Origin of the sequence: Rhodococcus sp. WB9 (assembly GCF_007558985.1) — a bacterium.
GTDB classification, from domain to species: domain Bacteria; phylum Actinomycetota; class Actinomycetes; order Mycobacteriales; family Mycobacteriaceae; genus Rhodococcus_F; species Rhodococcus_F opacus.
This window is the reverse complement of sequence record NZ_CP041769.1, coordinates 1,805,043-1,825,964: the sequence shown is the minus strand read 5'-3', so window position 1 is coordinate 1,825,964 and position 20,922 is coordinate 1,805,043. Positions and strand designations below refer to the sequence as shown.

23 protein-coding genes are annotated in these 20,922 nt (G+C 67.3%); 12 read left to right on the top strand and 11 right to left on the bottom strand.

The annotated features are described in order from the left end of the window. The first annotated feature begins 96 nt into the window (after window positions 1-96). Window positions 97-1,695 carry an ABC-F family ATP-binding cassette domain-containing protein gene (locus FND50_RS08505; protein ID WP_144285440.1) on the top strand — a complete coding sequence of 533 codons (1,599 nt, stop codon included), beginning with the start codon at window positions 97-99 and terminating at the stop codon, window positions 1,693-1,695. A 32-nt stretch (window positions 1,696-1,727) separates the two neighbouring features. On the opposite strand, the gene FND50_RS08500 is transcribed toward FND50_RS08505, so the two are convergent. Further along, the gene (locus tag FND50_RS08500) at window positions 1,728-2,684 is read right to left on the bottom strand and encodes an isopenicillin N synthase family oxygenase (RefSeq protein ID WP_144285439.1); all 957 of its coding nucleotides are present in this window, start codon (window positions 2,682-2,684) and stop codon (window positions 1,728-1,730) included. Further along, entirely contained in the window at window positions 2,681-3,160 is a 480-nt protein-coding gene (locus tag FND50_RS08495) for a nucleoside deaminase (protein WP_052024015.1), read from the bottom strand. The genes FND50_RS08500 and FND50_RS08495 overlap by 4 nt, the downstream gene beginning before the upstream one ends. A gap of 104 nt (window positions 3,161-3,264) precedes the next feature. Here FND50_RS08495 and FND50_RS08490 point away from each other — a divergent pair, with 104 nt between their 5' ends. Further along, window positions 3,265-4,794 carry a PucR family transcriptional regulator gene (locus FND50_RS08490; protein ID WP_144285438.1) on the top strand — a complete coding sequence of 510 codons (1,530 nt, stop codon included), beginning with the start codon at window positions 3,265-3,267 and terminating at the stop codon, window positions 4,792-4,794. On the opposite strand, the gene FND50_RS08485 is transcribed toward FND50_RS08490, so the two are convergent. Next, window positions 4,759-6,183: a cytosine permease gene (locus FND50_RS08485; RefSeq protein ID WP_144285437.1), complete on the bottom strand. Its 1,425-nt coding sequence runs from the start codon at window positions 6,181-6,183 to the stop codon at window positions 4,759-4,761. The two genes, FND50_RS08490 and FND50_RS08485, sit on opposite strands and share 36 nt — an antisense overlap. A 139-nt stretch (window positions 6,184-6,322) precedes the next feature. Here FND50_RS08485 and FND50_RS08480 point away from each other — a divergent pair, with 139 nt between their 5' ends. The 3 genes from FND50_RS08480 to FND50_RS08470 are packed head-to-tail and all read left to right on the top strand — an operon-like array spanning window position 6,323 to window position 8,571. Beyond that, window positions 6,323-6,754 carry a MerR family transcriptional regulator gene (locus FND50_RS08480; protein WP_144285436.1) on the top strand — a complete coding sequence of 144 codons (432 nt, stop codon included), beginning with the start codon at window positions 6,323-6,325 and terminating at the stop codon, window positions 6,752-6,754. Then, window positions 6,751-7,764 (top strand): aldo/keto reductase, encoded by a 1,014-nt coding sequence (locus FND50_RS08475; RefSeq protein WP_144285435.1) that lies wholly within the window; start codon window positions 6,751-6,753, stop codon window positions 7,762-7,764. The genes FND50_RS08480 and FND50_RS08475 overlap by 4 nt, the downstream gene beginning before the upstream one ends. After that, window positions 7,765-8,571, top strand: coding sequence for an alpha/beta fold hydrolase (locus tag FND50_RS08470; RefSeq protein ID WP_144285434.1), 807 nt, complete (start codon window positions 7,765-7,767; stop codon window positions 8,569-8,571). Between the two features lie 3 nt (window positions 8,572-8,574). On the opposite strand, the gene FND50_RS08465 is transcribed toward FND50_RS08470, so the two are convergent. The 5 genes from FND50_RS08465 to FND50_RS08445 form a co-directional block, all read right to left on the bottom strand. Further along, complete coding sequence (locus FND50_RS08465; RefSeq protein WP_005263638.1) at window positions 8,575-8,952, bottom strand: VOC family protein; 378 nt, start codon at window positions 8,950-8,952, stop codon at window positions 8,575-8,577. Between the two features lie 70 nt (window positions 8,953-9,022). Next, window positions 9,023-10,261, bottom strand: a complete 1,239-nt coding sequence (locus tag FND50_RS08460) for an acyl-CoA dehydrogenase family protein (protein ID WP_144285433.1) — start codon at window positions 10,259-10,261, stop codon at window positions 9,023-9,025. Window positions 10,262-10,317: 56 nt separating this feature from the next. Further along, window positions 10,318-10,728, bottom strand: coding sequence for a hypothetical protein (locus FND50_RS08455; protein WP_144285432.1), 411 nt, complete (start codon window positions 10,726-10,728; stop codon window positions 10,318-10,320). Beyond that, on the bottom strand, window positions 10,725-11,450 hold the full coding sequence (locus FND50_RS08450; protein WP_144285431.1) for an ABC transporter substrate-binding protein: 726 nt from the start codon (window positions 11,448-11,450) through the stop codon (window positions 10,725-10,727). Before FND50_RS08450 ends, FND50_RS08455 begins: the two co-directional genes overlap by 4 nt. 27 nt (window positions 11,451-11,477) lie before the next feature. Then, window positions 11,478-12,782 (bottom strand): esterase family protein, encoded by a 1,305-nt coding sequence (locus tag FND50_RS08445; RefSeq protein ID WP_144285430.1) that lies wholly within the window; start codon window positions 12,780-12,782, stop codon window positions 11,478-11,480. Between the two features lie 67 nt (window positions 12,783-12,849). On the opposite strand from FND50_RS08445, the gene FND50_RS08440 reads away from it, so the two are divergent. Beyond that, window positions 12,850-13,437 carry a phosphoribosylanthranilate isomerase gene (locus FND50_RS08440; RefSeq protein ID WP_005571426.1) on the top strand — a complete coding sequence of 196 codons (588 nt, stop codon included), beginning with the start codon at window positions 12,850-12,852 and terminating at the stop codon, window positions 13,435-13,437. Between the two features lies 1 nt (window position 13,438). Here FND50_RS08440 and FND50_RS08435 read toward each other — a convergent pair whose 3' ends face one another. From FND50_RS08435 to FND50_RS08425, 3 genes are read right to left on the bottom strand one after another with little or no spacing between them, the layout of a single operon-like run. After that, window positions 13,439-14,335: an alpha/beta fold hydrolase gene (locus FND50_RS08435; RefSeq protein WP_144285429.1), complete on the bottom strand. Its 897-nt coding sequence runs from the start codon at window positions 14,333-14,335 to the stop codon at window positions 13,439-13,441. 41 nt (window positions 14,336-14,376) lie between these two features. Further along, entirely contained in the window at window positions 14,377-15,015 is a 639-nt protein-coding gene (locus FND50_RS08430) for an alpha/beta fold hydrolase (RefSeq protein WP_144285428.1), read from the bottom strand. Further along, window positions 15,012-15,344 carry an alpha/beta hydrolase gene (locus FND50_RS08425; protein ID WP_397493567.1) on the bottom strand — a complete coding sequence of 111 codons (333 nt, stop codon included), beginning with the start codon at window positions 15,342-15,344 and terminating at the stop codon, window positions 15,012-15,014. Before FND50_RS08425 ends, FND50_RS08430 begins: the two co-directional genes overlap by 4 nt. 104 nt (window positions 15,345-15,448) lie before the next feature. Here FND50_RS08425 and FND50_RS08420 point away from each other — a divergent pair, with 104 nt between their 5' ends. The 6 genes from FND50_RS08420 (at window position 15,449) to couL (ending at window position 20,781) form a co-directional block, all read left to right on the top strand. Then, the gene (locus FND50_RS08420) at window positions 15,449-15,985 is read left to right on the top strand and encodes a hypothetical protein (protein WP_144285427.1); all 537 of its coding nucleotides are present in this window, start codon (window positions 15,449-15,451) and stop codon (window positions 15,983-15,985) included. 72 nt (window positions 15,986-16,057) lie between these two features. Beyond that, window positions 16,058-16,264: a hypothetical protein gene (locus FND50_RS08415; RefSeq protein WP_005571421.1), complete on the top strand. Its 207-nt coding sequence runs from the start codon at window positions 16,058-16,060 to the stop codon at window positions 16,262-16,264. A 31-nt stretch (window positions 16,265-16,295) separates the two neighbouring features. After that, complete coding sequence (locus FND50_RS36030; RefSeq protein WP_005263616.1) at window positions 16,296-16,451, top strand: DUF6131 family protein; 156 nt, start codon at window positions 16,296-16,298, stop codon at window positions 16,449-16,451. Between the two features lie 116 nt (window positions 16,452-16,567). Then, a complete protein-coding gene (gene couH, locus FND50_RS08410; protein ID WP_144285426.1) occupies window positions 16,568-17,734 on the top strand; it encodes a dihydro-p-hydroxycinnamoy-CoA dehydrogenase in 1,167 nt (388 codons plus the stop codon). A 127-nt stretch (window positions 17,735-17,861) separates the two neighbouring features. Then, window positions 17,862-19,190, top strand: coding sequence for a p-hydroxycinnamate MFS transporter (couT, locus tag FND50_RS08405; RefSeq protein WP_144285425.1), 1,329 nt, complete (start codon window positions 17,862-17,864; stop codon window positions 19,188-19,190). A 55-nt stretch (window positions 19,191-19,245) separates the two neighbouring features. Continuing rightward, entirely contained in the window at window positions 19,246-20,781 is a 1,536-nt protein-coding gene (gene couL, locus FND50_RS08400) for a p-hydroxycinnamoyl-CoA synthetase (protein WP_144285424.1), read from the top strand. Window positions 20,782-20,922: the final 141 nt, after the last annotated feature.

Genomic DNA, 20,922 nt, shown 5'->3' with positions numbered 1-20,922 from the left:
ATGCGCACCGGGCGCGTTTGACAGAGGGGAACGGTCCATTGCTCCTGACGAGGTAGTCACGCGAGTCTTCATCCGCACACACCTCGGGAGTCCCCTATGGCCCAGTCATATCTGTCCCTGTCCGACCTCACGTTCACCTGGCCCGACGGCGAGCCGGTCTTCGACAGCCTCGACGCCGTCTTCGGCCCCGGACGCACCGGGGTGGTCGGTCTGAACGGTTCCGGTAAATCCACCCTGCTCCGGCTGATTGCCGGCCGCCTGCACCCCGACCGCGGGTCGGTGACGGCGCAGGGCGAGGTGGCGTACCTGCCGCAGGACATCACGCTCGATCCCGCACTGAAGGTCGACCGGATCCTGGGCATCGCCGACCTCCGGGCGGCGTTGCACCGCATCGAGTCCGGCGACGGCACACCCGAGGATTTCGATGCCGCGACCGGCCGCTGGGACATCGAGGAGCGGGCGGTGTCGACCCTGCACCGCCTCGGTCTCGAACGCGTGCTCGGCAGCACGTCCGATCTCGATCGCACCGTCGGCACCCTGTCCGGCGGTGAGACCGTGCTGCTCGGCCTCACCGCGCAGCTGTTGAAGGAACCGGAGGTGCTGCTCCTCGACGAGCCCACCAACAACCTCGACAGCGCGTCCCGCAGCAAGCTCTACGAGGTGGTGCAACAGTTTCCGGGCACCCTGCTGGTGGTCAGCCACGACCGTGACCTGCTCGATCTCATGAATTCCGTCGCGGAGCTGCGCGGTGGAGAGATCCGCATGTTCGGCGGGAACTTCAGTGCCTACCAGGAGATCGTCGAGGCGGAGCAGGAGGCCGCGCGGGCTGCGGTGCGCGATGCCCGCAGCGACGTGCAGAAGCAGAAGCGGGAGCTCGTCGAGGCCCGCATCAAGATCGACCGTCGTAAGCGGTACGGGCAGAAGATGTTCGAGAACAAGCGCGAGCCGAAGATCGTGATGGGACTGCGGAAGCGCCAGGCGCAGGAATCCGCGGGGAAGCTGCGAAACAACCACATCGCGAAGGTCGACGAGGCGCGGGAGTCGTTGACGGAAGCGGAGAGTGCCCTGCGGGACGACCGCGAGGTGCGCATCGACCTCCCGGCCACGGAGGTGCACTCGGGCCAGGAGGTGGTCTCGGTCCGGGACGTGAGCCTGCTCAGCGGACAGGAGGTGTCTCTGGACGTCGTCGGTCCCGAGCGGATCGCCCTCGTCGGACGCAACGGCGTCGGGAAGACGACCCTGCTCGACGCCGTCGTGGCCGCGGGACCGCGGGTTCCGTTCAAGGCCCTGCCGCAGCGACTCGACGTGTTCGACGAGTCGCTGACGGTCGCCGAGAACGTGGCGGCGGCGGCGCCCCACGCGTCGCAGGAACAGATCCGCGCGCAGCTGGCCCGGTTCCTGTTCCGGGGCAACGATTCCGACGTGCTCGCATCGGCGTTGTCGGGCGGGGAACGGTTGCGGGCGGCGCTGGCGACCATCTTGCTGGCCGAACCCGCCCCGCGGCTGCTGCTGCTGGACGAGCCGACGAACAACCTCGACCTGCCGAGTCTCGCCCACCTCACGCAGGCGCTCCGCAGCTACCGCGGCGCGCTGATCGTGGTCAGCCACGACCGGCAGTTCCTCCACGACATCGGCGTCACCCGGTGGCTGGAACTGACCGACGAGGCCCTTCGGGCTTGTGCGCCTTTTCGGTAGCTCCGGCTACCAGAAAGGCGCACGGGCGGAGCCTAAAGCGTGATCGCGTCGAGGCGGGTCTTGATGAAATCCGCCGACGTGACGGGCCCGAGCCCGGCGACGGTTCCGATCGGCGGTTCCAGAGGTGTCACCTGCGCGTCGTGGTTGAGTTCGTAGAAGTAGATGAGCGACACCAGGTCTTCTTCGGGGGCGTCGGCCTGCGGCGGCAGCACGCGGTGCCGGCCCGACGGCCAGCGCTTGCCGCTCCAGTACTCGAGAAGGTCACCGATGTTGACGGTGACAGCGTCGGGGTCGTAGGGCGCGTCCTCCCAGCCGCCTTCGTCGGTGTACACCTGGAGTCCGCCTGCGCCGGGTTGCCGGTCCAGGACGGTGACGGTGCCGAAGTCGGTGTGCGGCCCGATGCGGAACTGGCCCGGCTCAGGCTCGCCCACCGACGACATCGGCGGGTAGTGGTTGATGTTGCACGTCCACGTCGGGCGGTCCGCGAGCCCGTCGAAGGGGTTGACGGGCAGTGCGAGTGCCGCCGAGAACAGGGCGAGGAGGTCATCCGAGAGCCGGCGCATCGCCTCGGTGTAGGTGGTGAGAAGGGCGCGCAGTTCCACCACTTCGGTGGGCCACACGTTGGGCTTGAACCACACGTCGTCGACGAGGGGATCCCCGGTGCGCGTCTCGGCCCCGATGGCGAACGTCTCCTTGAGGTCCGGGGGCGTCTCGGTGCCCTCGGCATAGCCGTTGGCCTCCACCCCGGGCCCGATCCAGCCGCGTTCGCCCACGATCGCCGAGTACCGCGCCTTCACCTCTTCGGGAAGTGCGAAGAACCGGCGCGCGGCGACCCGCACGTCCGCGGCCAGTTCGCGCGTCACCCCGTGGCCGCGGACGAGGAGGAAACCGGCGCGCTGCAGTCCCTCGTCGACGTCCCGGGCGACGGCCGCGGCGGAGGGTCCGCCCGCCCGCCAGAGTGCGATGTCGACGGTGGCGATCGGGGTCATTCGGCTACTCCAATGTCTTCGTTCCAGAGTTCGGGCTGGTTCTCGATGAATTCGGTCATGAGGTCGATGCAGTGTTGATCGCGCAGGACGGTCACGTCCACGCCGTTCTCGCGGAGCCATTCGTGGCCGCCGGTGAACGTGACGCTCTCCCCCACGACGATCGCGCCGATGTTGAACTGCCGGACCAGACCGCTGCAGTACCAGCACGGTGACAGCGTCGTCACCATGATCGTCGAGCGGTAGTCGCGCTGGCGCCCGGCGGCCCGGAACGCGTCCGTCTCACCGTGGACGGACGGATCGGCGTGCTGGACCCGTCGGTTGCGGCCACTGCCCAGCAGGGTTCCGTCGCCGGCGAAGAGCGCGGCCCCGATCGGTATCCCGCCCTCGCGTTTGCCGAGTTCGGCTTCGGCGATCGCCACGGTCAGCAGTTCCTCGGGGTCGAGGGCCATCCGCGCAGAGTTCACAGAGATCGACATGCCTCTACCTTGCGTCTCGGACGCCGCGACCACAACGGACACACTGTGGTAACGAACGGGCCTTAACCTGTACAGACTGTCCGCCTCCCGAGGAGGGTTCGACGATGTCGTTGACCGTGCGCGAGTTGCTCCGGAACCAGTTCTTCAGCGCGAACCCGCAGGTTCTGGCCGGGAAGTCGCAGCTCGGCCGCACGGTGCGCTGGGTACATTCCAGTGAAATCTACGAGATCAGCCCGCTGCTGTCCGGGGACGAGTTGCTGCTGACCACCGGGCTGGGTCTGTCCGGTGTGGATCCCGGCACCCGCAGGCACTATCTCCGCGAGGTCGGGGAACGCAATGTGGCGGCCGTGGCGATCGAGTTGGGCCGGACGTTCGACGCCGTTCCGGGCGACATGATCGAGGAGGCGGCCGCCCTGGACCTGCCGCTGATCGCGCTACGGACAGTGGTCCCGTTCATCGAACTCTGCCAGAACGCCAATACGGAGATCATCTCCCGGGAGGTGTCTGCCCTGCGGACCCAGAACGAACTGTCCCGCGTCCTGGAGGCCGAACTGATGGCAGGCAACGGGGTGGCCCGGTTGCTCGAGCGCATCAGCGAAGCGACCGGCTGCCCGCTGATCGTCACCAGCGGCAGCGGGGCGCTGGTCGCGGCGCACGGCGTCGACGACGACCGCGCGGCCTGGGCAGCAGCCGACGCCGGAACCGTCACGGCCACCATCCATTCGCGGGACGGCGCGTGGGGGACGTTGACGGCCGGGCCGGGTTCCACGATGGACTCGCCCGTGTTGCGTGCGCTACTCGAACGGTCCACGGCGTCGCTGGGGCTCGCACTCACCTACTCGGGCAGCCTCGCGGGACGTCCGCAGCGCGCCGCAGCCGCACTGGTGTCGGACTTGCTGGACCGCAAAGACGTTCGGCAGATCGACCTCACGGTGCGGTCCGCCGCGGCGGGGTTCCATCCCGCGCCGGGCAACCGGGTGGTCGCGGTCGCCATCGATTCGCCGGGTTCGCGCATCGCGACCCGGTTGCTGGATTCGGCCGCCAAACTGCTCGGGCAGCCGTGCCTGCGTGCGGAGGTGCACGCGAGCACGTTCGGCCTGATCGCGGTCCCCGCACCCGTGGTCGACCCGGTGGGGACTGCCGTCGACTGCTTTCAGGAATCTTTGGCGTCCAACATCACCGACGGGGTGACGGTGGTGGTCGGCGATCCGTGCGACTTCGCTCCCGGAGACGTCGGCACCGCGCTGCACACCGCCCGCTCGGGACTGCGCCTCGCGATGTCTGCCCGGCGGTCGTGGCTGTCGGGCCAGGTAGTGACGACGACGCGGGAACTCGCCCCGGAACTCGCGCTCGATCGGCTGCCTCCCGACGTCAGGGAGCGGATGGTCGCGACAACCATTGCGCCGCTGGTGGAGTGGGATCGAACCCATTCGAGCGACCTGGTCCGTACCCTGGAGGTGCACCTTCGGCACGGGTGCAGCGCCACCAGTTCGGCGTCGGCGCTGCATCTCGGCCGGCAATCGCTGTACCAGCGACTCGAGCGTATCCGGACCCTCCTCGGATACGACCCGGGTTCACCGTCGATGTACGGTTCGCTGCTACTTGCCCTGTGCGCCAACAGGTTGGCCACGTGAGATCTTCGCACCGTTGATCGCGAGGTACAGCGCTCCGGCCAGCACGAAGCCGACGAAGAACGTGATGTCGCCGAGTTCGGGTACCGCGCGCACCACGAAGCCGACGAACTTCTCCTGATTGGAGAACAACAGAACAGAGCCGACGAGGGCGACCACGAACGCGGTCAGACCACCCCAGTTGCTGTACTCGCGGTTGTACAGGAGGTTGTCGATCCGCTGTCCGCGGCGCAGATACTGGTCGGCGAACATGATGCCCAGCCACGGTCCGATCCAGTAGGCGACGATGAGCAGGAAGGCCTCGTAGCTCGCGGCGGCGTCGGCGAGCGCCCACCACGCCACGAGGAATCCGACGACTCCGAACATCATGGTGACCACCGCCCGCTGCGTCTTCAGCGGCAACCTCAGCCCGATGGTCACGAAGGCCATCGACCCGGAATACACGTTGAGGGCATTGGCGGCGACCGCCCCGAGGGCGATGGCGAGCAGCGTCAGGTTCGCCAGTGCCGAGGGCAGATTCGCGGTGAACGCGTCGGTCGGGTTGTCGGAGGACGGTGCGCCGATCGTCACGGAGGCGGCGCCGACGACCGACAGTGCGACACACGAGACGAACAGCCCGGCCGAGGCGAACAGCCCGGTGCGGACCCTCGACACGGTGGCCGGCAGATACCGGGTGTAGTCGGCGGCGTACGGCGTCCACCCGGCCGAGTAGCCGAACGCCGTTCCGACGGTGAGGAGGAACCCGCCCATTCCGCCGACACCACCCTCGACCGCGGGCGCGCCCGGGTTCGACTTCGCGAGTATTACCACTGCGGTGATCGCGAAGATCACGGCCAGCACGGGGAACGCGTAACGCTCGAACGCCTGGACCAGGTTGTGCCCGAAGAACGCGAACACGGTCTGGACGACGACGATCACGAGCAGTGAGGGCAGGGGCGCCAGACCGGTCAGCGTGTTGAGTGCGAACGCGCCGCTGACGCTGTTGGTGGCGAACCAGCCGACGCCGCACATGATCGACATGAACGCCGACGGAAGGGCGTTGCCCCAATACCCGAAGCCGAGGCGTCCGAGCACCATCTGCGGAACGCCGTGCAGGGGACCGCGCGCGGATAGAACGTAATGCGCGGCAGCCCCGAGACCCGTCCCGAGGACGAGCCCGAGCGTCGCCTGCCAGAACGTCATCCCGAACACCGACACGGACAGGACGCCGATGAAGATCGTGGCGAACTCGAGGTTCGGCGACATCCACGTCCAGAAGAGTTGGCGTGGAGTTCCGTGGCGGACCTCGTGCGGAATGAACTCGTTTCCGCCCGGTTCGACGGCCAGGACGCGGTCGCCGTACTCGCGTTCGGCAGCGGTCGCATCGCTGGTGGTGCCCTCGGTAATTGCCATAGAAGCACTGTGTTCGCCCAGGCCGGCGCCGACAACCGACAATGTGTCCGTCAAACGTGCGCTCGGGGCGGACAGATCGACGGGACGCAGTCGCCCCGGGTCTTGCGTTGGAGTGCACACCAGGTCGTACTGTTCAGTCATGGCCACACAGTTGGAGCAGTCACCCGGAGCGTTCGCGAGCATCTCGGAGGTCTCGGCCATCACGGGCCTCACGCAGGACACCCTTCGCTGGTATGAGCGCGAGGGGATGATTCCCAGGATCGCGCGGGGTTCGGACCGTCGTCGCCGCTACAGCGAGCGGGACGTGCGGCTCATCGAATTGCTGGTGAAACTGCGGACCACGGGCATGCCGACCAGTGACATGCAGCGTTTCGCGGTGCTGCTGGCCGGGGGCGCCGAGACCCACGAGCGGCGGTTGTCGCTACTGATCGAGCACCGCGAACGCATCCTCGCCCAGCAGGCGAGGCTCGACGACGCTCTGGCGGCCCTCGACACGAAGGTGGATCACTACCGCGCCCTCATCGCAGGGACCGACGAAGACCGTGCCCGACAACGACGAGGAGAAGCATGACCGACATCGGTACGACCACCCTGGGTGACTCGATCACCGTCTCCGACATGGGTTTCGGAGGAATGGCCCTCACACCCGTCTATGGCGGGGTGGAACCGGGAAAGGCGCTCGCGACGCTGCATCACGCGGTGGATCTCGGAGTGAGTTTCCTCGACACCGCCGACGTGTACGGGGCCGGCGACAACGAGCGGTTGATCGCGCAGTTACTGAGGGACCGGCGCGAGGAAGTCACGCTGGCAACCAAGTTCGGGATTGTGGGGGATCCGAGGAAGCGGAGCGAGGGCGGCGCCTCGACCCGCGGCGACCGCGCCTACGTCCACGAGGCGGTGGACGCCAGCCTGCGCCGACTCGGCATCGACACGATCGACCTCTACTACCTGCACCGCCCCGACCCCTCGGTTCCGATCGAGGACACCGTCGGTGCGATGGCCGAACTGGTGGCGGCGGGCAAGGTGCGACACCTCGGACTGTCGGAGGTGACGGCCGGGGAGCTGGCGTCCGCGCACGCGGTGCATCCCATCACGGCAGTCCAGTCGGAGTGGAGCATCTGGAGCCGCGACGTCGAGGCGCGGGTCGTGCCGGCGGCGGCCGAACTGGGTGTCGGGTTCGTCCCCTACTCGCCGCTCGGCCGGGGGTTCCTCACCGGGACCGTCACCGGCGTCGACACCTTGGCGCCCAACGACTTCCGCCGGACCCTCCCCCGGTTCGCGGCGGGCACGCTGCAGCGGAATCTCGGCGTGGTGGACGCGGTGAATTCGGTCGCAGGCGACCTGGGTGCCACGCCCGCACAGGTTGCGCTGGCGTGGCTCTACGCGCAAGGCCGCGCGTTCGGACTTCCGGTCGTACCCATCCCCGGAACCCGCAGTGCGGAACGGGTGACGGAGAACGCCGGTGCTCTCGGTATCGAACTCGATGCGGCGCAGCTGGCGGTGCTGAACTCGGCCGGGGAGCACGTGGAGGGTGCGCGTTCGGAGGATCTGCAGTGGGTGTCGGAGGGCCGCGACTTCTGAGTGATGCAGACTGGGCGGGTGCAGCACGCTACCAATCCCGTCGACGGTGTCCGGATCGCGCACAAGACCGTCGGCGACGGTGAGCCGCTCGTTCTCCTTCACGGCACGGCGCTTTCCCACGCGATCTGGCGGGGTTTCGGTTACGTCGCCGCGCTGCGTGATCGGTACCGGCTGATCCTTGTCGATCTGCGGGGCCACGGGCGCAGCGACAAGCCGCACGACGAGGACGCATACGCGATGGATCTGGTCAGCGGCGACGTCCTGGCGGTCCTCGACCACCTGGACCTTCCCAGCGCACATGTTCTCGGGTACTCGCTCGGCGGCCGGGTCGCGCTGGCGTTGGCGGTCGGGGCGCCCGAACGACTGGAGAGCCTGATCGTCGGCGGCGGCAGCAGCCGACCGCAGGCCGGCGCGTTCGACCGTCTGTTCTTCCCGGGCTGCATCGACGTCCTCGAGCGGGACGGCATGGATGCGTTCCTGGGGCAGTGGAATGCCCGGCGCGCGTGGCCGATCGACGCCGGCACCCGGGCGGCGTTCATGGCGAACGACGCGAAGGCACTCGCCGCGTACATGCGGCGTTCCGGTGTGGAGCCGGGTGTGGACGACGAGGTCCTGCGCGGGATCGCCGTCCCCACCCTGTTGTTCGTCGGTTCGAACGACGCCGAGCGGATCCGCGATACCCAGCGGGCGGCGGCACTGATTCCCGGTGCGTCGCTGACGGTCCTGCCCGGGTTCGACCACTCGACGACGGTGGCCGCGAGCACCGAAGTACTCGCGGCCGTCGAGCCGTTCCTCGCCTCGGTGTGACCCCTACATCCATTCGACCAGCTGGATGATCACCCCGTTGGGGTCGCTCATCTGGAAGTAGCGTTCGCCCCAGGGCTCGGTTTCGATGGGCGTCACGATCGGGACGCCCTCCGCCTGCAGTCGCTCGTATTCGCCGTCGATACCGTCGACGACGAGCGCGATCAGCAACCCCTGGCCGGCGTCACCGGCGATCCGCGCCGGCTTGAAGGTCTCCAGTCCGGTCTTCAGGAAGACCAGATTGAAGCCGACGTCCGCGCGCTTCAGTGACACGAAGCCCTCTGCGGCCATCTCCTCGACGAAGCCGAGGTGGGACTTGGCGAACTCGGCCGACGCACTGGGATCTGCGACGTTCAGCGACAGTGCGCTCGCGGTGACCTTCACGGTGGTGTCCTTTCGTTGACGAGACCCCACTAACGTACGACGTACGATATTTGTTCCCGAGGGCCCGGCATCACATCGCCAGCAAACCCTTCGCGATGTGCGTCACCTGGATCTCGTTGCTGCCGGCGTAGATCATCAGCGACTTCGCATCGCGCGCGAGTTGCTCGACCCGATACTCGGCCATGTACCCGTTGCCGCCGAACAACTGCACCGCCTCCATCGCCACCTCCGTAGCCGCCCGCGAGGAGTAGAGCTTCATCGCCGACGCCTCCGCGAGGCTCACCTGATCGCCCGCCGCGGTGCGCTCGATGGCGTTGAAGACCATGTTCTGCACGTTGATGCGGGCGATTTCCATCTCCGCGAGCTTGAGCTGGATGAGCTGGAACTGGGCGATCTCCTTACCCCACAACTTTCGGGACTTGGCGTAGTCGACGCACAGCCGGTGACACTCGTTGATGATCCCGAGCGACAGCGACGCGATGCCGATCCGTTCGGCCGCGAAACTCTCCTTCGCGCTGGATTTGCCGTCGGACTTGCCGCCGTCCTCGGTCTCGCCGAGCAGGCGGTCGCGGGTGAGGCGCACGTTGTCGAAGAACAGTTCTCCCGTGGGTGAGGAGTTCATGCCCATCTTCTTGAACGGCGCCCCCTGGGTGAGCCCCTCCATGCCCGCGTCCAGGACGAAGGCGAGAACCTTCCGGTCGCGGCGATCGACGGACGAATCCCCCTCGTCGAGCTTCGCGTAGACGATGATGACGTCGGCGTAGGGACCGTTGGTGATGAACGTCTTCTGCCCGTTGAGGATGTAGTCCTCGCCGTCGCGGCGCACGTACGACTTCATGCCGCCGAACGCGTCCGAGCCGGAGTCGGGCTCGGTGATGGCCCAGGCTCCGACCTTCTCGAACGTGACCAGTCCGGGTAGCCAGCGCTCCTTCTGCGCCAGCGTCCCGCGACTGCGGATGGTGCCCGCCGCCAGCCCGAGGCTGACCCCGAGCGAAGCGACGAGTCCGAGGCTGACGCCGGCCAGTTCGGCGTTCATGATGACGCCCATGCTGCCCGCACCGCCGAGGGCGCCGGACTTCTCCTCCTTCGCGCCGGACGCGGCGTCCCCATTTCGCTCGCGGTCCAGCGACTTCGTCAGCGCGTCCCGGGCCATCTCGTCCAGGCCGAAGGTGGCGAAGAGTTTGCGGATGATGTCGAACGGAGGCAGCTCGCCGGTCTCCAACTTGTCGACGTGCGGTCGAATCTCCTTGTCGATGAAGCCGCGGATCGCATCGCGGAACATCAGGTCGGTATCTGACCACTCATACATGCCGGGCACTCCAGTCACTGAGAGACAAACGGTTGCCGCAAATATAGAACACGTTCCTATTCTTGGACAGGTGTGCCGGCCGGCGCACCCGTTCGGAACGGCACCGGAGCCCCTTCGGCCAGCACCACGTACGCGCGACGCCACGGGTCCGTCCCGACGAGCGTCCACTCGTGCCCGCTCCCGGCGGTGTCCTCGGCCAGCAGGACGTCGCCCTCACGGAGGCGGAACTGCTCACCGTTGCGGGTCCGGAAGTCGAGGGTGCCGCTGAGGGTCAGCACGAGTTGCCGCACCGGCGCGGTGTGCCAGTCGAAGGATCCGCCCGAAGTCGTCTCCTCGAAGCTGACGCGGGTCACGTCTACACCCGCGGTGCAGAGATCGCCGTTCCGCCCCGGGTCCATGGCGAGGAAACCCAACTCGACGTGGGACGCATCGTCCGCCCCGGTCCACAGCCGCACACATCGAATCATGCCGAGCCACCTTTCGTTTCACCGATCCCGAGCCACTTCGACCTCAGCCGGGCGAGGGTGCCGTCCGCGGCCAGGGTGCGCTGCGCCGACTCGATGCGTTCGCGCAGCGCGTCATCACCCGTGCGGACGGCGACGGCGATCTCCTCGCGGGAGATTCCCCGTTCGACCACCTCCACGTGCGGACGATCCCGGACGAGCCAGGTGAGGACCGGCGCGAGTTTCATGACGGCATCGCACCCGCCCGAGGACAGGTCGTCGAGGGCTTGGCCGATCCGGTCGTAGGCATACACCCGGATCGCGCCCGCGCGGCCCTCCGCGACCAGCCTCTCCACGATCGGCTGACTGGTGTTGCCGTGCTGGACACCGACGGTCAGACCAGCCAGATCGTCCACCCCGCGCACTCCGGGATGCCGCGACGTGTCGACGGCGAGGGACTGACCCGACACGAGGTACGGAGCGCAGAAATCCGCGCGCGCCCGCCGCTCCGACGTCACGGTGGTTCCCGAGGCGATGCAGTCGAATTCACCGTCCGTCAGCGCGTCGAAAATGCCGTTGAAGTCGGTGCCCCGGTACGGGACGAGCGACCATTCGACGCCGAGCACCTGCGCGACCGCCCGCGTCAACTCCACATCGAAACCCGCCGGAGCCCCACCGTCCCGGAATTCGAACGGCGGGTCGGGCAACGCCGAACCCACCCGCAGTACCCGCGCTGCCGCCGTCATGCCATCCCTCTCCGCCGTCACGAGTACCTACGAGCCGATCAGCCCCAACCGCTGTGCCAGCCAAGGCAATTCCTTCTCCAGTCCGGCAGACCACACCGCGAAGCTGTGCCCGCCCGGCACTTCCACGTACTGCACGTCCATGCCCGCGTCCTTCGCGGCCTGATAGACCTTCTGGGCACCCGGCTTGTAGGCGTCGTCGTCGCTGCCGATCACGAAGACCCCGGCCGAATCCGGGTACTGCTTCGACGCCATCAGATCGAGCGGGTTGACCCGCTTGAACGCCGCCTCGTCACCGCCGAATCCGTCGTCGAGGGTGCGCTGGTGGTCACCGAGCGTGGGTTCTTCCTGACCCGAGATGTCGAGGAACGTCGGGTACACGTCGGGATAGTTGGTGGCCATCTGGAGCGAACAGGTGCCGCCGTAGGAGAGGCCGCCGATCGCCCACGCCTTGGGGTCCGGGTTGACCTGCAGGTTCGACTTCACCCAGGACGGAACGTCCTTCGCCAGATACGTGGCCACGTTGCCCAGCTTCGAATCGACACACAGGGGGTTCGCGATCTGCGAGCCGGTGCCGTCCGCCACCACCACGATCGGGGCCAGTCCCCCGTGCTTCGCAGCGAACTCGTTCATCGTGGTGGCGAGCTTGCCTCCGGCGAACCAGTCCTCCGGCGAACCGGGCTGACCGGCCAGCATCACGAGCACCGGCAACAGGGGGCGTGGGTTGGCGAAGTAGGCGGGCGGGAGGTAGATCTCGGCGTCGCGGGCGGCGAAACCCGACGCCGTCCCGGGAACGGCCGCCGTCAGGACCCGCCCCTCGCTCGGCATTCCGGGCGGGGCGGTCCACGACGCGTCGAGAGGCGTTCCCGTCACCACGGTCTCGGTGGTGCTGCCGAGGTCGTTCATCTGAACCCGGTCGAACGGCTCCGCCCCGAATGCCGTGCCCACCGTGGGATAGGCATCGAACACCAGGTTGATCTGCGTCGCGGACGCGAGAAGGACGGCGAATACCGCGAGAACCGACACGACGGCGGCTTTCACCGTCCGGCCGGCGCGGATCCTCGGCACGAGCAGGACGATCGCGAAGAGCCCCAGACCGATCCACACGTAGATGGAAATCTCGATGGGATCGGGGAACGGCCGGAGCACCTTCTCGACCGTCACGTACAGGACGACGGTGACCACCACCGACACGGCCAGGCAGATCGGAATCGCTTTCCTGGGGTACCAGGGTGCGCGGGCGGCGAGCAGCCACACGCCGCCGAGCACACCGATCACCGTGAGGATCCAGGGCAGAGGCCCTGAGATCACGCTGAGGTCGCTGAGCCATTCCACGTCACGAAGCCTAGAGCGCGAACCCACACTACGTCGGCGACTCGGAACGACCGGTAAAATTGCGCGGGTGACATTCATCAAGGTGTGCGGTCTGCGAGACGTGGCCTCCGTCGATCTGGCCGTGCGACTCGGCGTCGACGCCGTGGGGTTCGTGTTCGCCGACAGCGTCCGCCGGATCTCCCCCGAGGACGCCGCGCCGCTGGTCCGCCGGGTCACCGGTCACACCGTCGCGGTGGGCGTGTTCAAGGGGAGTCCCGTGTCGGAGGTGATCGAGGTCGCCGCCACCGCAGGTCTCGGAACCGTTCAGATGCACGACCTGAAGTCCGCCGACGACGTGGCCCGGTTGCGGGAGGCGGGGCTCGGCGTGATCCGTGCCGTGGTCGCCGGTGACACGTCGGGCGATTTCGGCGCCGACCGCATCCTGGTCGACGGAGCGACCGCCGGGGCAGGCGTGCCCTGGGACTGGGCGAACCAGAGCCGACCCGACGGCGAGTGGATCCTGGCCGGCGGACTTCATCCGGGCAACGTGCGGGCTGCCGTCGACGCGACCGGCGCGTGGGGTGTCGACGTGTCGAGCGGTGTCGAATCCTCGCGTGGTGTGAAGGATGCGGCGCTGATCGAGCAGTTCGTCGCCGCCGTCCGATCCGGCGACTGAGTCAGCCCGGCATCCCGGCCACTGAATCTTCGACGTCCCACGACGCGAGCACCGTCCGGATACCCACGACCAGCGCGAGCGGCTGGTCGATCATCACGTGGTGTCCGGCGTCGGGGATCTCGACCACCACCGCCGTGGGCCCGAACCGGCGGCGCATGCCGTCCATCATGGTGTCGGTGACGATGCCGTTCTCGGCGCGGAAGTAGGCGATCCGGCAGCGTGGGTCGGATCCGCCCAGGTGATCGCTGCCGTGACGCGCGAAGAACGCGGAGTCGAACTTCCACGCCCAGCCGCCGTCCACCTCCTCCATCGAGTTCTCGGCGACGTGCCGCAGAACCGCGGGCACCGCGGTGTCCTGCGGCGGGACGAACCGGAACCGCTCGAGAGCCTCGGCCCTGGACGGGTAGACCTTCTTCGGACCGAAGGCACGCTGCTTCCGCGCTTCTTCCTCCTCCGGTGTGCGGGCGAGGACGGGCGAATCGATCAGCGCGACACCCGCCAGATCCTCGCCGAACAGCTGCGCGGCCACGTAGGACACCATGCCGCCCATGCTGTGCCCGACGAACACCGGCGCCCCCGAGATGCCCGCCGGCTTCGCCACCGCCAGGGCTTCTTCCGCCCACTGTTCCAGGCCGTACTCCGCGCGCCGGTCGCTGTCGCCGTGCCCGGTGAGGTCGAGTGCGACGACGCGACGGTCCGTGGCCAGCATGGGTGCCACATGGTCCCACCACCTGCTGTGGGCGGCGCCGCCGTGAACGAGCACGATTCCCGGTGATCCCGGCGGCCCCCACGCACGGTAGTGGACCTGTGCACCGGCGACGTCGACCCGGCCGGTGTCGACCGGCGACGCCAACGCCGTGGTGAACCAGCGGGGCGCGTCCATCTGCAGGTTGCTCATTCACCGAACATACCGACCACGTGCGGCCGTCCCCGACCGCCCTAAAGAAGGTCGAGCATGGCTGTGACCGCTCGTTCGACCACCGGGAACCGGTCCGGGGCCAGATCGTGGCGGGCTCCCTCGAGTTCGACGAGCGTCGTCGGTGCGGGGATCAGTTCGACCGCCGACCGCATCTCGTCGGTGCTCGCGAACGGGTCCTTCGAACCGTGCACCACCACGGACGGGGTGCGGAGACCGGGCAGGTGCTCGGTGCGGAGCTTCTCCGGCTTGGCCGGCGGATGCAGCGGGTACGACAGCAACAGCAGGGCGTCGACGAGACCCGGTCGCTCCGAAGCGAACATGGACGCCTGCCGCCCGCCGTACGAGTGCCCGCCGGCCCACACCGGCGCCGTCACCAGCTCCCGCATCACGGCCACCGCGGCCGCGATGCCGTCCCGGTCCTCCGCTGCCTTCGACGGATGCGGCGGACCCGACGCGCGGCGCTGACGGAACGGGAGATCGAACCGCAGCACGAGGACCCCCCGCTCCACGAACCCATCGGTCAAGGCGCGCAACAGCTTTGTGTCGCAGTCACTTCCCGCTCCATGCGTCAGGACCAGCCCCGCCACCCCGTCACCCTCGGGGTGATGGAGATGTCCGCGCACACCGTCACGTTCCAGCAACTCGCTCATGCGGTTCACGGTAGTGGAATGTCGGTGTGCTCCGGCGCGTGCAACTCCGCCAGTTCTTCGCACGGCTGGTCCGCGAGTTCGTTGGCGCGTGGCACGACGCCCATGCTCCAGTACCCGCGCAGCATGCCCGGGAAGATCCGGAGTCGAACCGGCACGCCCGCGGCCTCCAGCACAGCGGCGTACGCGGGGGCGTGATCTCGGAGGGGATCACATCCGGCCCCGCACACGATGGCGGGAGCCACTGCCGTCAGGTCGCCCTCGATCGGTGAGACGCGGGGGTCGAGAGACAGGCTGCGGTCTAGGAGGTAGCCGGCCCCCATGTCCTCATTCGCCCGCACCCTCTGTCGTGCCGAAATCCGACGGTTGATTGCGATTGGCTCTCGGTCTGTTTGCCGGGTTTCGGTGCGGGGTACCTTAACAACACGACTGCTGGGAGTAGCCAATGGACACCATGACCATCATCTGGATCATCGTCGCGATCGTCGTCGTGCTCGCCGTCATCGCGCTGCTCGTTGCCGCATCACGCAAGCGCAACGAGCGCCGCCACCAGGAGGCCGACAGCATCCGCGCGAGGGCACAGGAGCAGACATCCGTCGTCGAGAAGCGTGAGGCGATCGCGGAGGAGACTGCGGCCGACGCCAGAAGGGCTCGAGCGGAAGCAGAGGCCAAGGCGGCCGAGGCCAAGAGACTGCAGGTCGACGCGCAAACGCACCAGAACACGGCGACCACGTCTCGGGACGACCTGAAGCGCGAGTGGCAGCGGGCCGACGAGCTCGATCCCGACGTCAAGACGACGGACACTCCGCCAAACGACGCCAGAGCCACCGACGCTCGGACCACTGGAACGGGGCCGACGAACGCTCGCGCCACCGATGCCCGAACCACGGGTGCAGGGCCTGCCAACGGTCGGCCCACCGGCACGGACTCCACGAATACCCATGGAGCACACGCGAAGCCGACCGACACGTCGTCGACATAGCGTTCGAGGACATAGCGTTCGAGTACGACACGTGCATCAGCCTTGCGCCGGTGCCCACACGGGAGGTCGGAAATGCGTATCGGACGGCTCGTGACGCTCATCGTGATCATTTGGCTGATCATCGGCGCCGTTGCCGTGTGGCAGCGCGGTTACTTCAAGGACACGACGGCCGATTGCGCCAGCGCCGGAACGATCGCGGTCACCGTGATCGCCGGACCACTCAACTACGCGGGTGTGAACCCGAAGATCGATTGTGAAGTGCCGCAACCGAGTCAGTAGTTCCAGACCGTCAACCGAAAGAGGGAAGACCGTGATCGTTCTCGGGATCATCCTGCTCGTCATCGGCCTCGTCGCGGGGATTTCCATCCTCACGACGATTGGAATCATCCTTCTCGTCATCGGCCTCGTGCTGCTACTGCTGGGCACGACGGGCCGCGCGGTCGGCGGGCGGAAGTACTGGTATTGACGTCGGCGCTCATCCGTTCGACATAATCAATCATTGACATTATCAATGATTGATAGTTAGGTTCCTTTCGAGTATGCATGCGTGCGCCGCACGCGTGCCGTCGAAAGGAACCTCGCATGTCTTCGGTTGCACTGGAACGGACCATTTTCGACGCCGATCACGATGCGTTTCGGGAAACGGTGCGCCGGTTCGCCGAACGTGACGTCGCCCCGCATCTTCGCGACTGGGCCGACGCGGGACAGGTCGACCGGGACGTCTTCCGCCAGGCCGGCAAGCTCGGACTCCTCGGGATCAATGTCGAGGAGCGATTCGCCGGCGGCGGAATCGACGACTTCCGTTTCAACGCCATCGTCATCGAAGAACTCTGCCGCGTCGGGGCCCCCGCCGTGGTGATGGGCCTGGCGGGCATCAACGACCTCGTCACCCCCTACCTCGTCTCGGTGGCGAACGAGGAGCAGAAGCATCGGTTCCTGACGCCCTTGTGCACCGGCGAGAAGATCGGCGCCATCGCCATGACGGAGCCGGGTGCGGGCAGCGACCTGGCCGCGATTTCCACGACCGCCCTCCCCGACGGGGACGATCTGGTCCTCAACGGCACCAAGATCTTCATCAGCAACGGAATGCTCGCCGACTTCGTGATCGTCGTAGCCAGGACGGATCCGGCAGCGGGCAAGAAGGGCGTGAGCCTGCTGGTGGTCGAGGACGGGACGGCCGGCTTCACCCGCAACGGGCCGCTGCACAAGGTCGGCCTGACCGCCCAGGACACCGCCGAGCTCGTATTCTACGACGTCCGCATCCCCCGCAAGAACGTCCTGGGTGAACTGAACGACGGCTTCGGCTACCTGCGACACAATCTGCCCCAGGAGCGCCTCAGCGTGGCCGTCACGTCCATGGCGTCGATGCGACGCACGTTCGACCAGGCCCTGACGTACAGCTGCGATCGGACCGCGTTCGGCCAGAGGGTAGCCGACTTCCAGGCCAACCGCTTCTACCTCGCGGAACTCGCCACCGAGATCGAGATCGCGCAGTGCTTCACCGACCGCTGCATCCTCGACGCCGCACACGGCACCCTCGACGAGGTGACCGCGGCGATGGCCAAATGGTGGATCACCGAGCTGCAGCAGCGGGTCGTCCAGCGCGCGGTTCAACTGCACGGCGGCTACGGATACATGCGCGAGTACGACGTCGCCCAGGACTACCTCGACTGCCGCGGCGGGCCGATCTACGCCGGCACCACCGAGATCATGAAGGAAATCATCGGGCGCAAGCTCACGCGCGCCTGACGGGTCCGATTGCAGCCGAAGCGTTGGCGATCTCTTCCATTGACAACTTCAATGATTAATGTTTAATTGTGATCCGCGCTACACGCGCGATCCGCTCTGTTGTCCCACGCTCGGCCAAGGAGTATCGATGACGGTCACCGCCACCGCCGGCACCATGTCGGCCACCCAACGCAAGAAGGAAGTTCGCAGGGTGATCCTGTCGAGCTACCTGGGCAGCACCATCGAGTTCTACGACTTCCTGCTCTACGCCACCGCAGCGTCCCTCGTCTTCGGTCCGGTGTTCTTCGCCGATCTGGACCCTCTGGCCGCGAGCATCGCGTCGATGGGAACGTTCGCCGCCGGCTACGTCGCGCGCCCCCTGGGCGGAATCGTCTTCGGTCACTTCGGGGACACCGTCGGCCGCAAGGCCATGCTGCTGATCTCGATGACCGTCATGGGCATCGCGTCGTTCGCGATCGGGCTCATTCCGCCGCCGGAGATGATCGGGTCCTGGGCCGCGGTGATCCTCGTACTGCTCCGCGTCTGCCAGGGACTCGCCGTCGGCGGCGAATGGGGTGGCGCAGCGCTGATGTCGCTCGAGCACGCCGAATCAGGTAAGCGCGGATTCGCCGCGGCGTTCACCAACGCGGGCGCCCCCACCGGCGCGCTGCTCGGCACGCTCGCTCTGGCGGCCGTGTCGCTTCTCCCCGACGAGCAGTTCCTGACGTGGGGCTGGCGCATCCCGTTCCTGATCTCGGCATTCATGCTGGCCCTCGGCCTGTTCATCCGGTCCAAGGTGTCGGAGAGCCCGCTGTTCACGGCGGCGCTGAAGGAATCCGCGAAGAAGGAGACCACCCCGCCCATCGTCACCATCCTGAAGCGGCCCCGCGCGGTCGTCGTGGCGTCGATGAGCTGCATCGCGAGCTTCGGAATGCAGACCGCATTCACCACATTCGCCATCACCTACGCCGTGTCGAGCGGCGCCCCGCGGTCCGACGCGCTGCTGGCGTTCTCCTTCTGCCAGTTCTGTGCGATCTTCCTGGTCCTCGGATCTGCGCGACTGTCCGACCGGATCGGCCGCCGCCCGGTCATGCTCGCGGGACTCGGCGCGATGATCCTCAGCGTCTACCCACTGTTCCTGCTGCTCAGCACGGGACACTTCCTGTTCGTCGCGCTCGCCTTCGTCGGCTACACCCTCTGCCACTCGGCCACCTACGGTCCGATGGCCGCGTTCATCTCCGAGCAGTTCGGCACCCGGGCGCGCTACACCGGAGCGTCGCTCGGATACCAGCTCGCCACCCTCATCGGCGCGGGATTCACCCCCGTCATCCTCGCGTCGCTGTTCGCGTCGTCCGGCAAGTCGATCCTCCCGGTCGGGTTGTTCATCATCGCACTGTGCGTGGTCAGCGCCGTCTTCCTCGTCGCGACGGAGGAGAGCAAGGACAACGACCTGAGCGCCGAGACCCCGTCGGCCTGACACACCCATCCCGCCACAAGCTCGAGAGTAGCTTCGAAGAGAACGAGGAGTCACCATGGACAACGAAGGCATCGGCTCGTGGCTCGAGCGCCGCATCACCATGACGCCGAAGAACGAGGCGCTCGTCTTCGACGGACGGGCCGTCACGTACGAGGAGATGGCCCTGCGGACCCGCCGACTCGCCCACGGCCTGCGCGCCCTCGGCGTCGAGAAGGGTGACTGCGTCGGCTTCTTCGGTTTCAACGACCCCGCGGCGCTCGAGGTGATGTTCGCGGCTGGGCTGCTCGGCGCCACGTATCTCCCGCTCAACGCACGCCTCACCGCCGAGGAAGCCCGCTACGTGCTCGGCGATTCACGCTGCACCACAGTGATCTTCGGCGATCAGCAGGCCGACGTCGCGCAGAAGCTGGCGAAGTCGGACACCCCGGTCACCACCTGGATCGGCCTAAGCGACTCGTGGTCCACCCGCACGTACGAGGGCGTGCGCGCCGGGCAGCCGGACACCCGCATCGACGAGCACGTGAGCCTCGACGACCTGTCCGTGCTGATGTACTCGTCGGGCACCACCGGCGCACCGAAGGGCGTCATGCTCAGCCACGGAAACATGCTGTGGAACGCGCTGAACCAGCTTCTCGCCCAGGACATGACGTCGAAGGAACGCACACTGTCGGTGGCGCCGCTGTTCCACATCGGCGGGATCGGCGGCGCCGTCACACCGACACTGCTCAACGGCGGCACCGTGGTGCTGCTGCGCAAGTTCGATGCCGGCGTCGTGCTCGACACGATCGAGAAGGAACGCATCACCACGTTCTTCGCGGTCCCCACGATGATCCAGGAACTGTGGCACCACCCCCGGTTCGCGGACGCCGACCTGTCCAGTCTGCGGGCCATCTGCGTTGCGGGGGCTCCCCTGCCCGAAGCGTTGATCTCCCCGTGGCAGAACCGTGACGTCGCGATCACGCAGGCGTACGGCCTGACTGAAACCGCGCCGTCGGTCACCATGCTGTCGAGCGCGGACGTGCGCACCAAGATCGGGTCCGCCGGCAAACGGACGTTCTTCACCGACGTCGACGTCGTGCGTCCGGACGGGTCGAGCGCCGAACCGCACGAGATCGGCGAGATCGTCGCCAAGGGCCCGAACGTGATGCTCGGCTACCTGAATCAGCCCGAGGCCACCGCCCGCACGATCGTCGACGGCTGGCTGCACACCGGCGACGCCGGCTACTTCGACGACGAAGGTTTCCTCTTCATCTGCGACCGCTACAAGGACATGTTCATCTCGGGCGGCGAGAACGTCTACCCCGCCGAGGTCGAGGCGGCACTGCTGAGACTGGAGGGCATCCGGGAGGCGGCGGTGATCGGCGTCCCCCACGAGAAGTGGGGTGAGACCGGTATGGCCTTCGTCGTCGCCGCCGACGGCACGACCCTCGACGAGGAGACGGTGCGCGTCCGGCTGCGAGAAAAGCTCGCGAGCTTCAAGATTCCCACGTTCATCCAGATCGCGGAGGCACTCCCCCGCACCGCCACCGGCAAGATCCGCAAACCTGACCTGCGCAAGCTTGCCGCTTCGCGGCCTGTGAGTACTTCTTAACCGCGGGCGGTTAACAAGTACTCACGGGCGCGTCAGCGCACCACGGAGAGCGACACGCGGCTGGGATAACGCTCCCCCGTGTGCACGGACTGGTGGGCGACCACGAATTCCGATGACTCGTAGGCAGATTCGCCGGAAGAA

What these genes read in the sequence shown, in the direction of transcription:
- couT (WP_144285425.1), top strand. Translation starts at nt 17,862, where the DNA reads ATGACGGTCACCGCCACCGCCGGCACCATGTCGGCCACCCAACGCAAG.
- FND50_RS08435 (WP_144285429.1), bottom strand. Translation starts at nt 14,335, where the DNA reads ATGAGCAACCTGCAGATGGACGCGCCCCGCTGGTTCACCACGGCGTTG.
- FND50_RS08490 (WP_144285438.1), top strand. Translation starts at nt 3,265, where the DNA reads ATGTCGTTGACCGTGCGCGAGTTGCTCCGGAACCAGTTCTTCAGCGCG.
- FND50_RS08475 (WP_144285435.1), top strand. Translation starts at nt 6,751, where the DNA reads ATGACCGACATCGGTACGACCACCCTGGGTGACTCGATCACCGTCTCC.
- FND50_RS08495 (WP_052024015.1), bottom strand. Translation starts at nt 3,160, where the DNA reads ATGTCGATCTCTGTGAACTCTGCGCGGATGGCCCTCGACCCCGAGGAA.
- FND50_RS08480 (WP_144285436.1), top strand. Translation starts at nt 6,323, where the DNA reads ATGGCCACACAGTTGGAGCAGTCACCCGGAGCGTTCGCGAGCATCTCG.
- FND50_RS08485 (WP_144285437.1), bottom strand. Translation starts at nt 6,183, where the DNA reads ATGGCAATTACCGAGGGCACCACCAGCGATGCGACCGCTGCCGAACGC.
- couL (WP_144285424.1), top strand. Translation starts at nt 19,246, where the DNA reads ATGGACAACGAAGGCATCGGCTCGTGGCTCGAGCGCCGCATCACCATG.
- FND50_RS08450 (WP_144285431.1), bottom strand. Translation starts at nt 11,450, where the DNA reads ATGACGGCGGCAGCGCGGGTACTGCGGGTGGGTTCGGCGTTGCCCGAC.
- FND50_RS08455 (WP_144285432.1), bottom strand. Translation starts at nt 10,728, where the DNA reads ATGATTCGATGTGTGCGGCTGTGGACCGGGGCGGACGATGCGTCCCAC.
- FND50_RS08420 (WP_144285427.1), top strand. Translation starts at nt 15,449, where the DNA reads ATGGACACCATGACCATCATCTGGATCATCGTCGCGATCGTCGTCGTG.
- couH (WP_144285426.1), top strand. Translation starts at nt 16,568, where the DNA reads ATGTCTTCGGTTGCACTGGAACGGACCATTTTCGACGCCGATCACGAT.
- FND50_RS08415 (WP_005571421.1), top strand. Translation starts at nt 16,058, where the DNA reads ATGCGTATCGGACGGCTCGTGACGCTCATCGTGATCATTTGGCTGATC.
- FND50_RS08505 (WP_144285440.1), top strand. Translation starts at nt 97, where the DNA reads ATGGCCCAGTCATATCTGTCCCTGTCCGACCTCACGTTCACCTGGCCC.
- FND50_RS08460 (WP_144285433.1), bottom strand. Translation starts at nt 10,261, where the DNA reads ATGTATGAGTGGTCAGATACCGACCTGATGTTCCGCGATGCGATCCGC.
- FND50_RS08500 (WP_144285439.1), bottom strand. Translation starts at nt 2,684, where the DNA reads ATGACCCCGATCGCCACCGTCGACATCGCACTCTGGCGGGCGGGCGGA.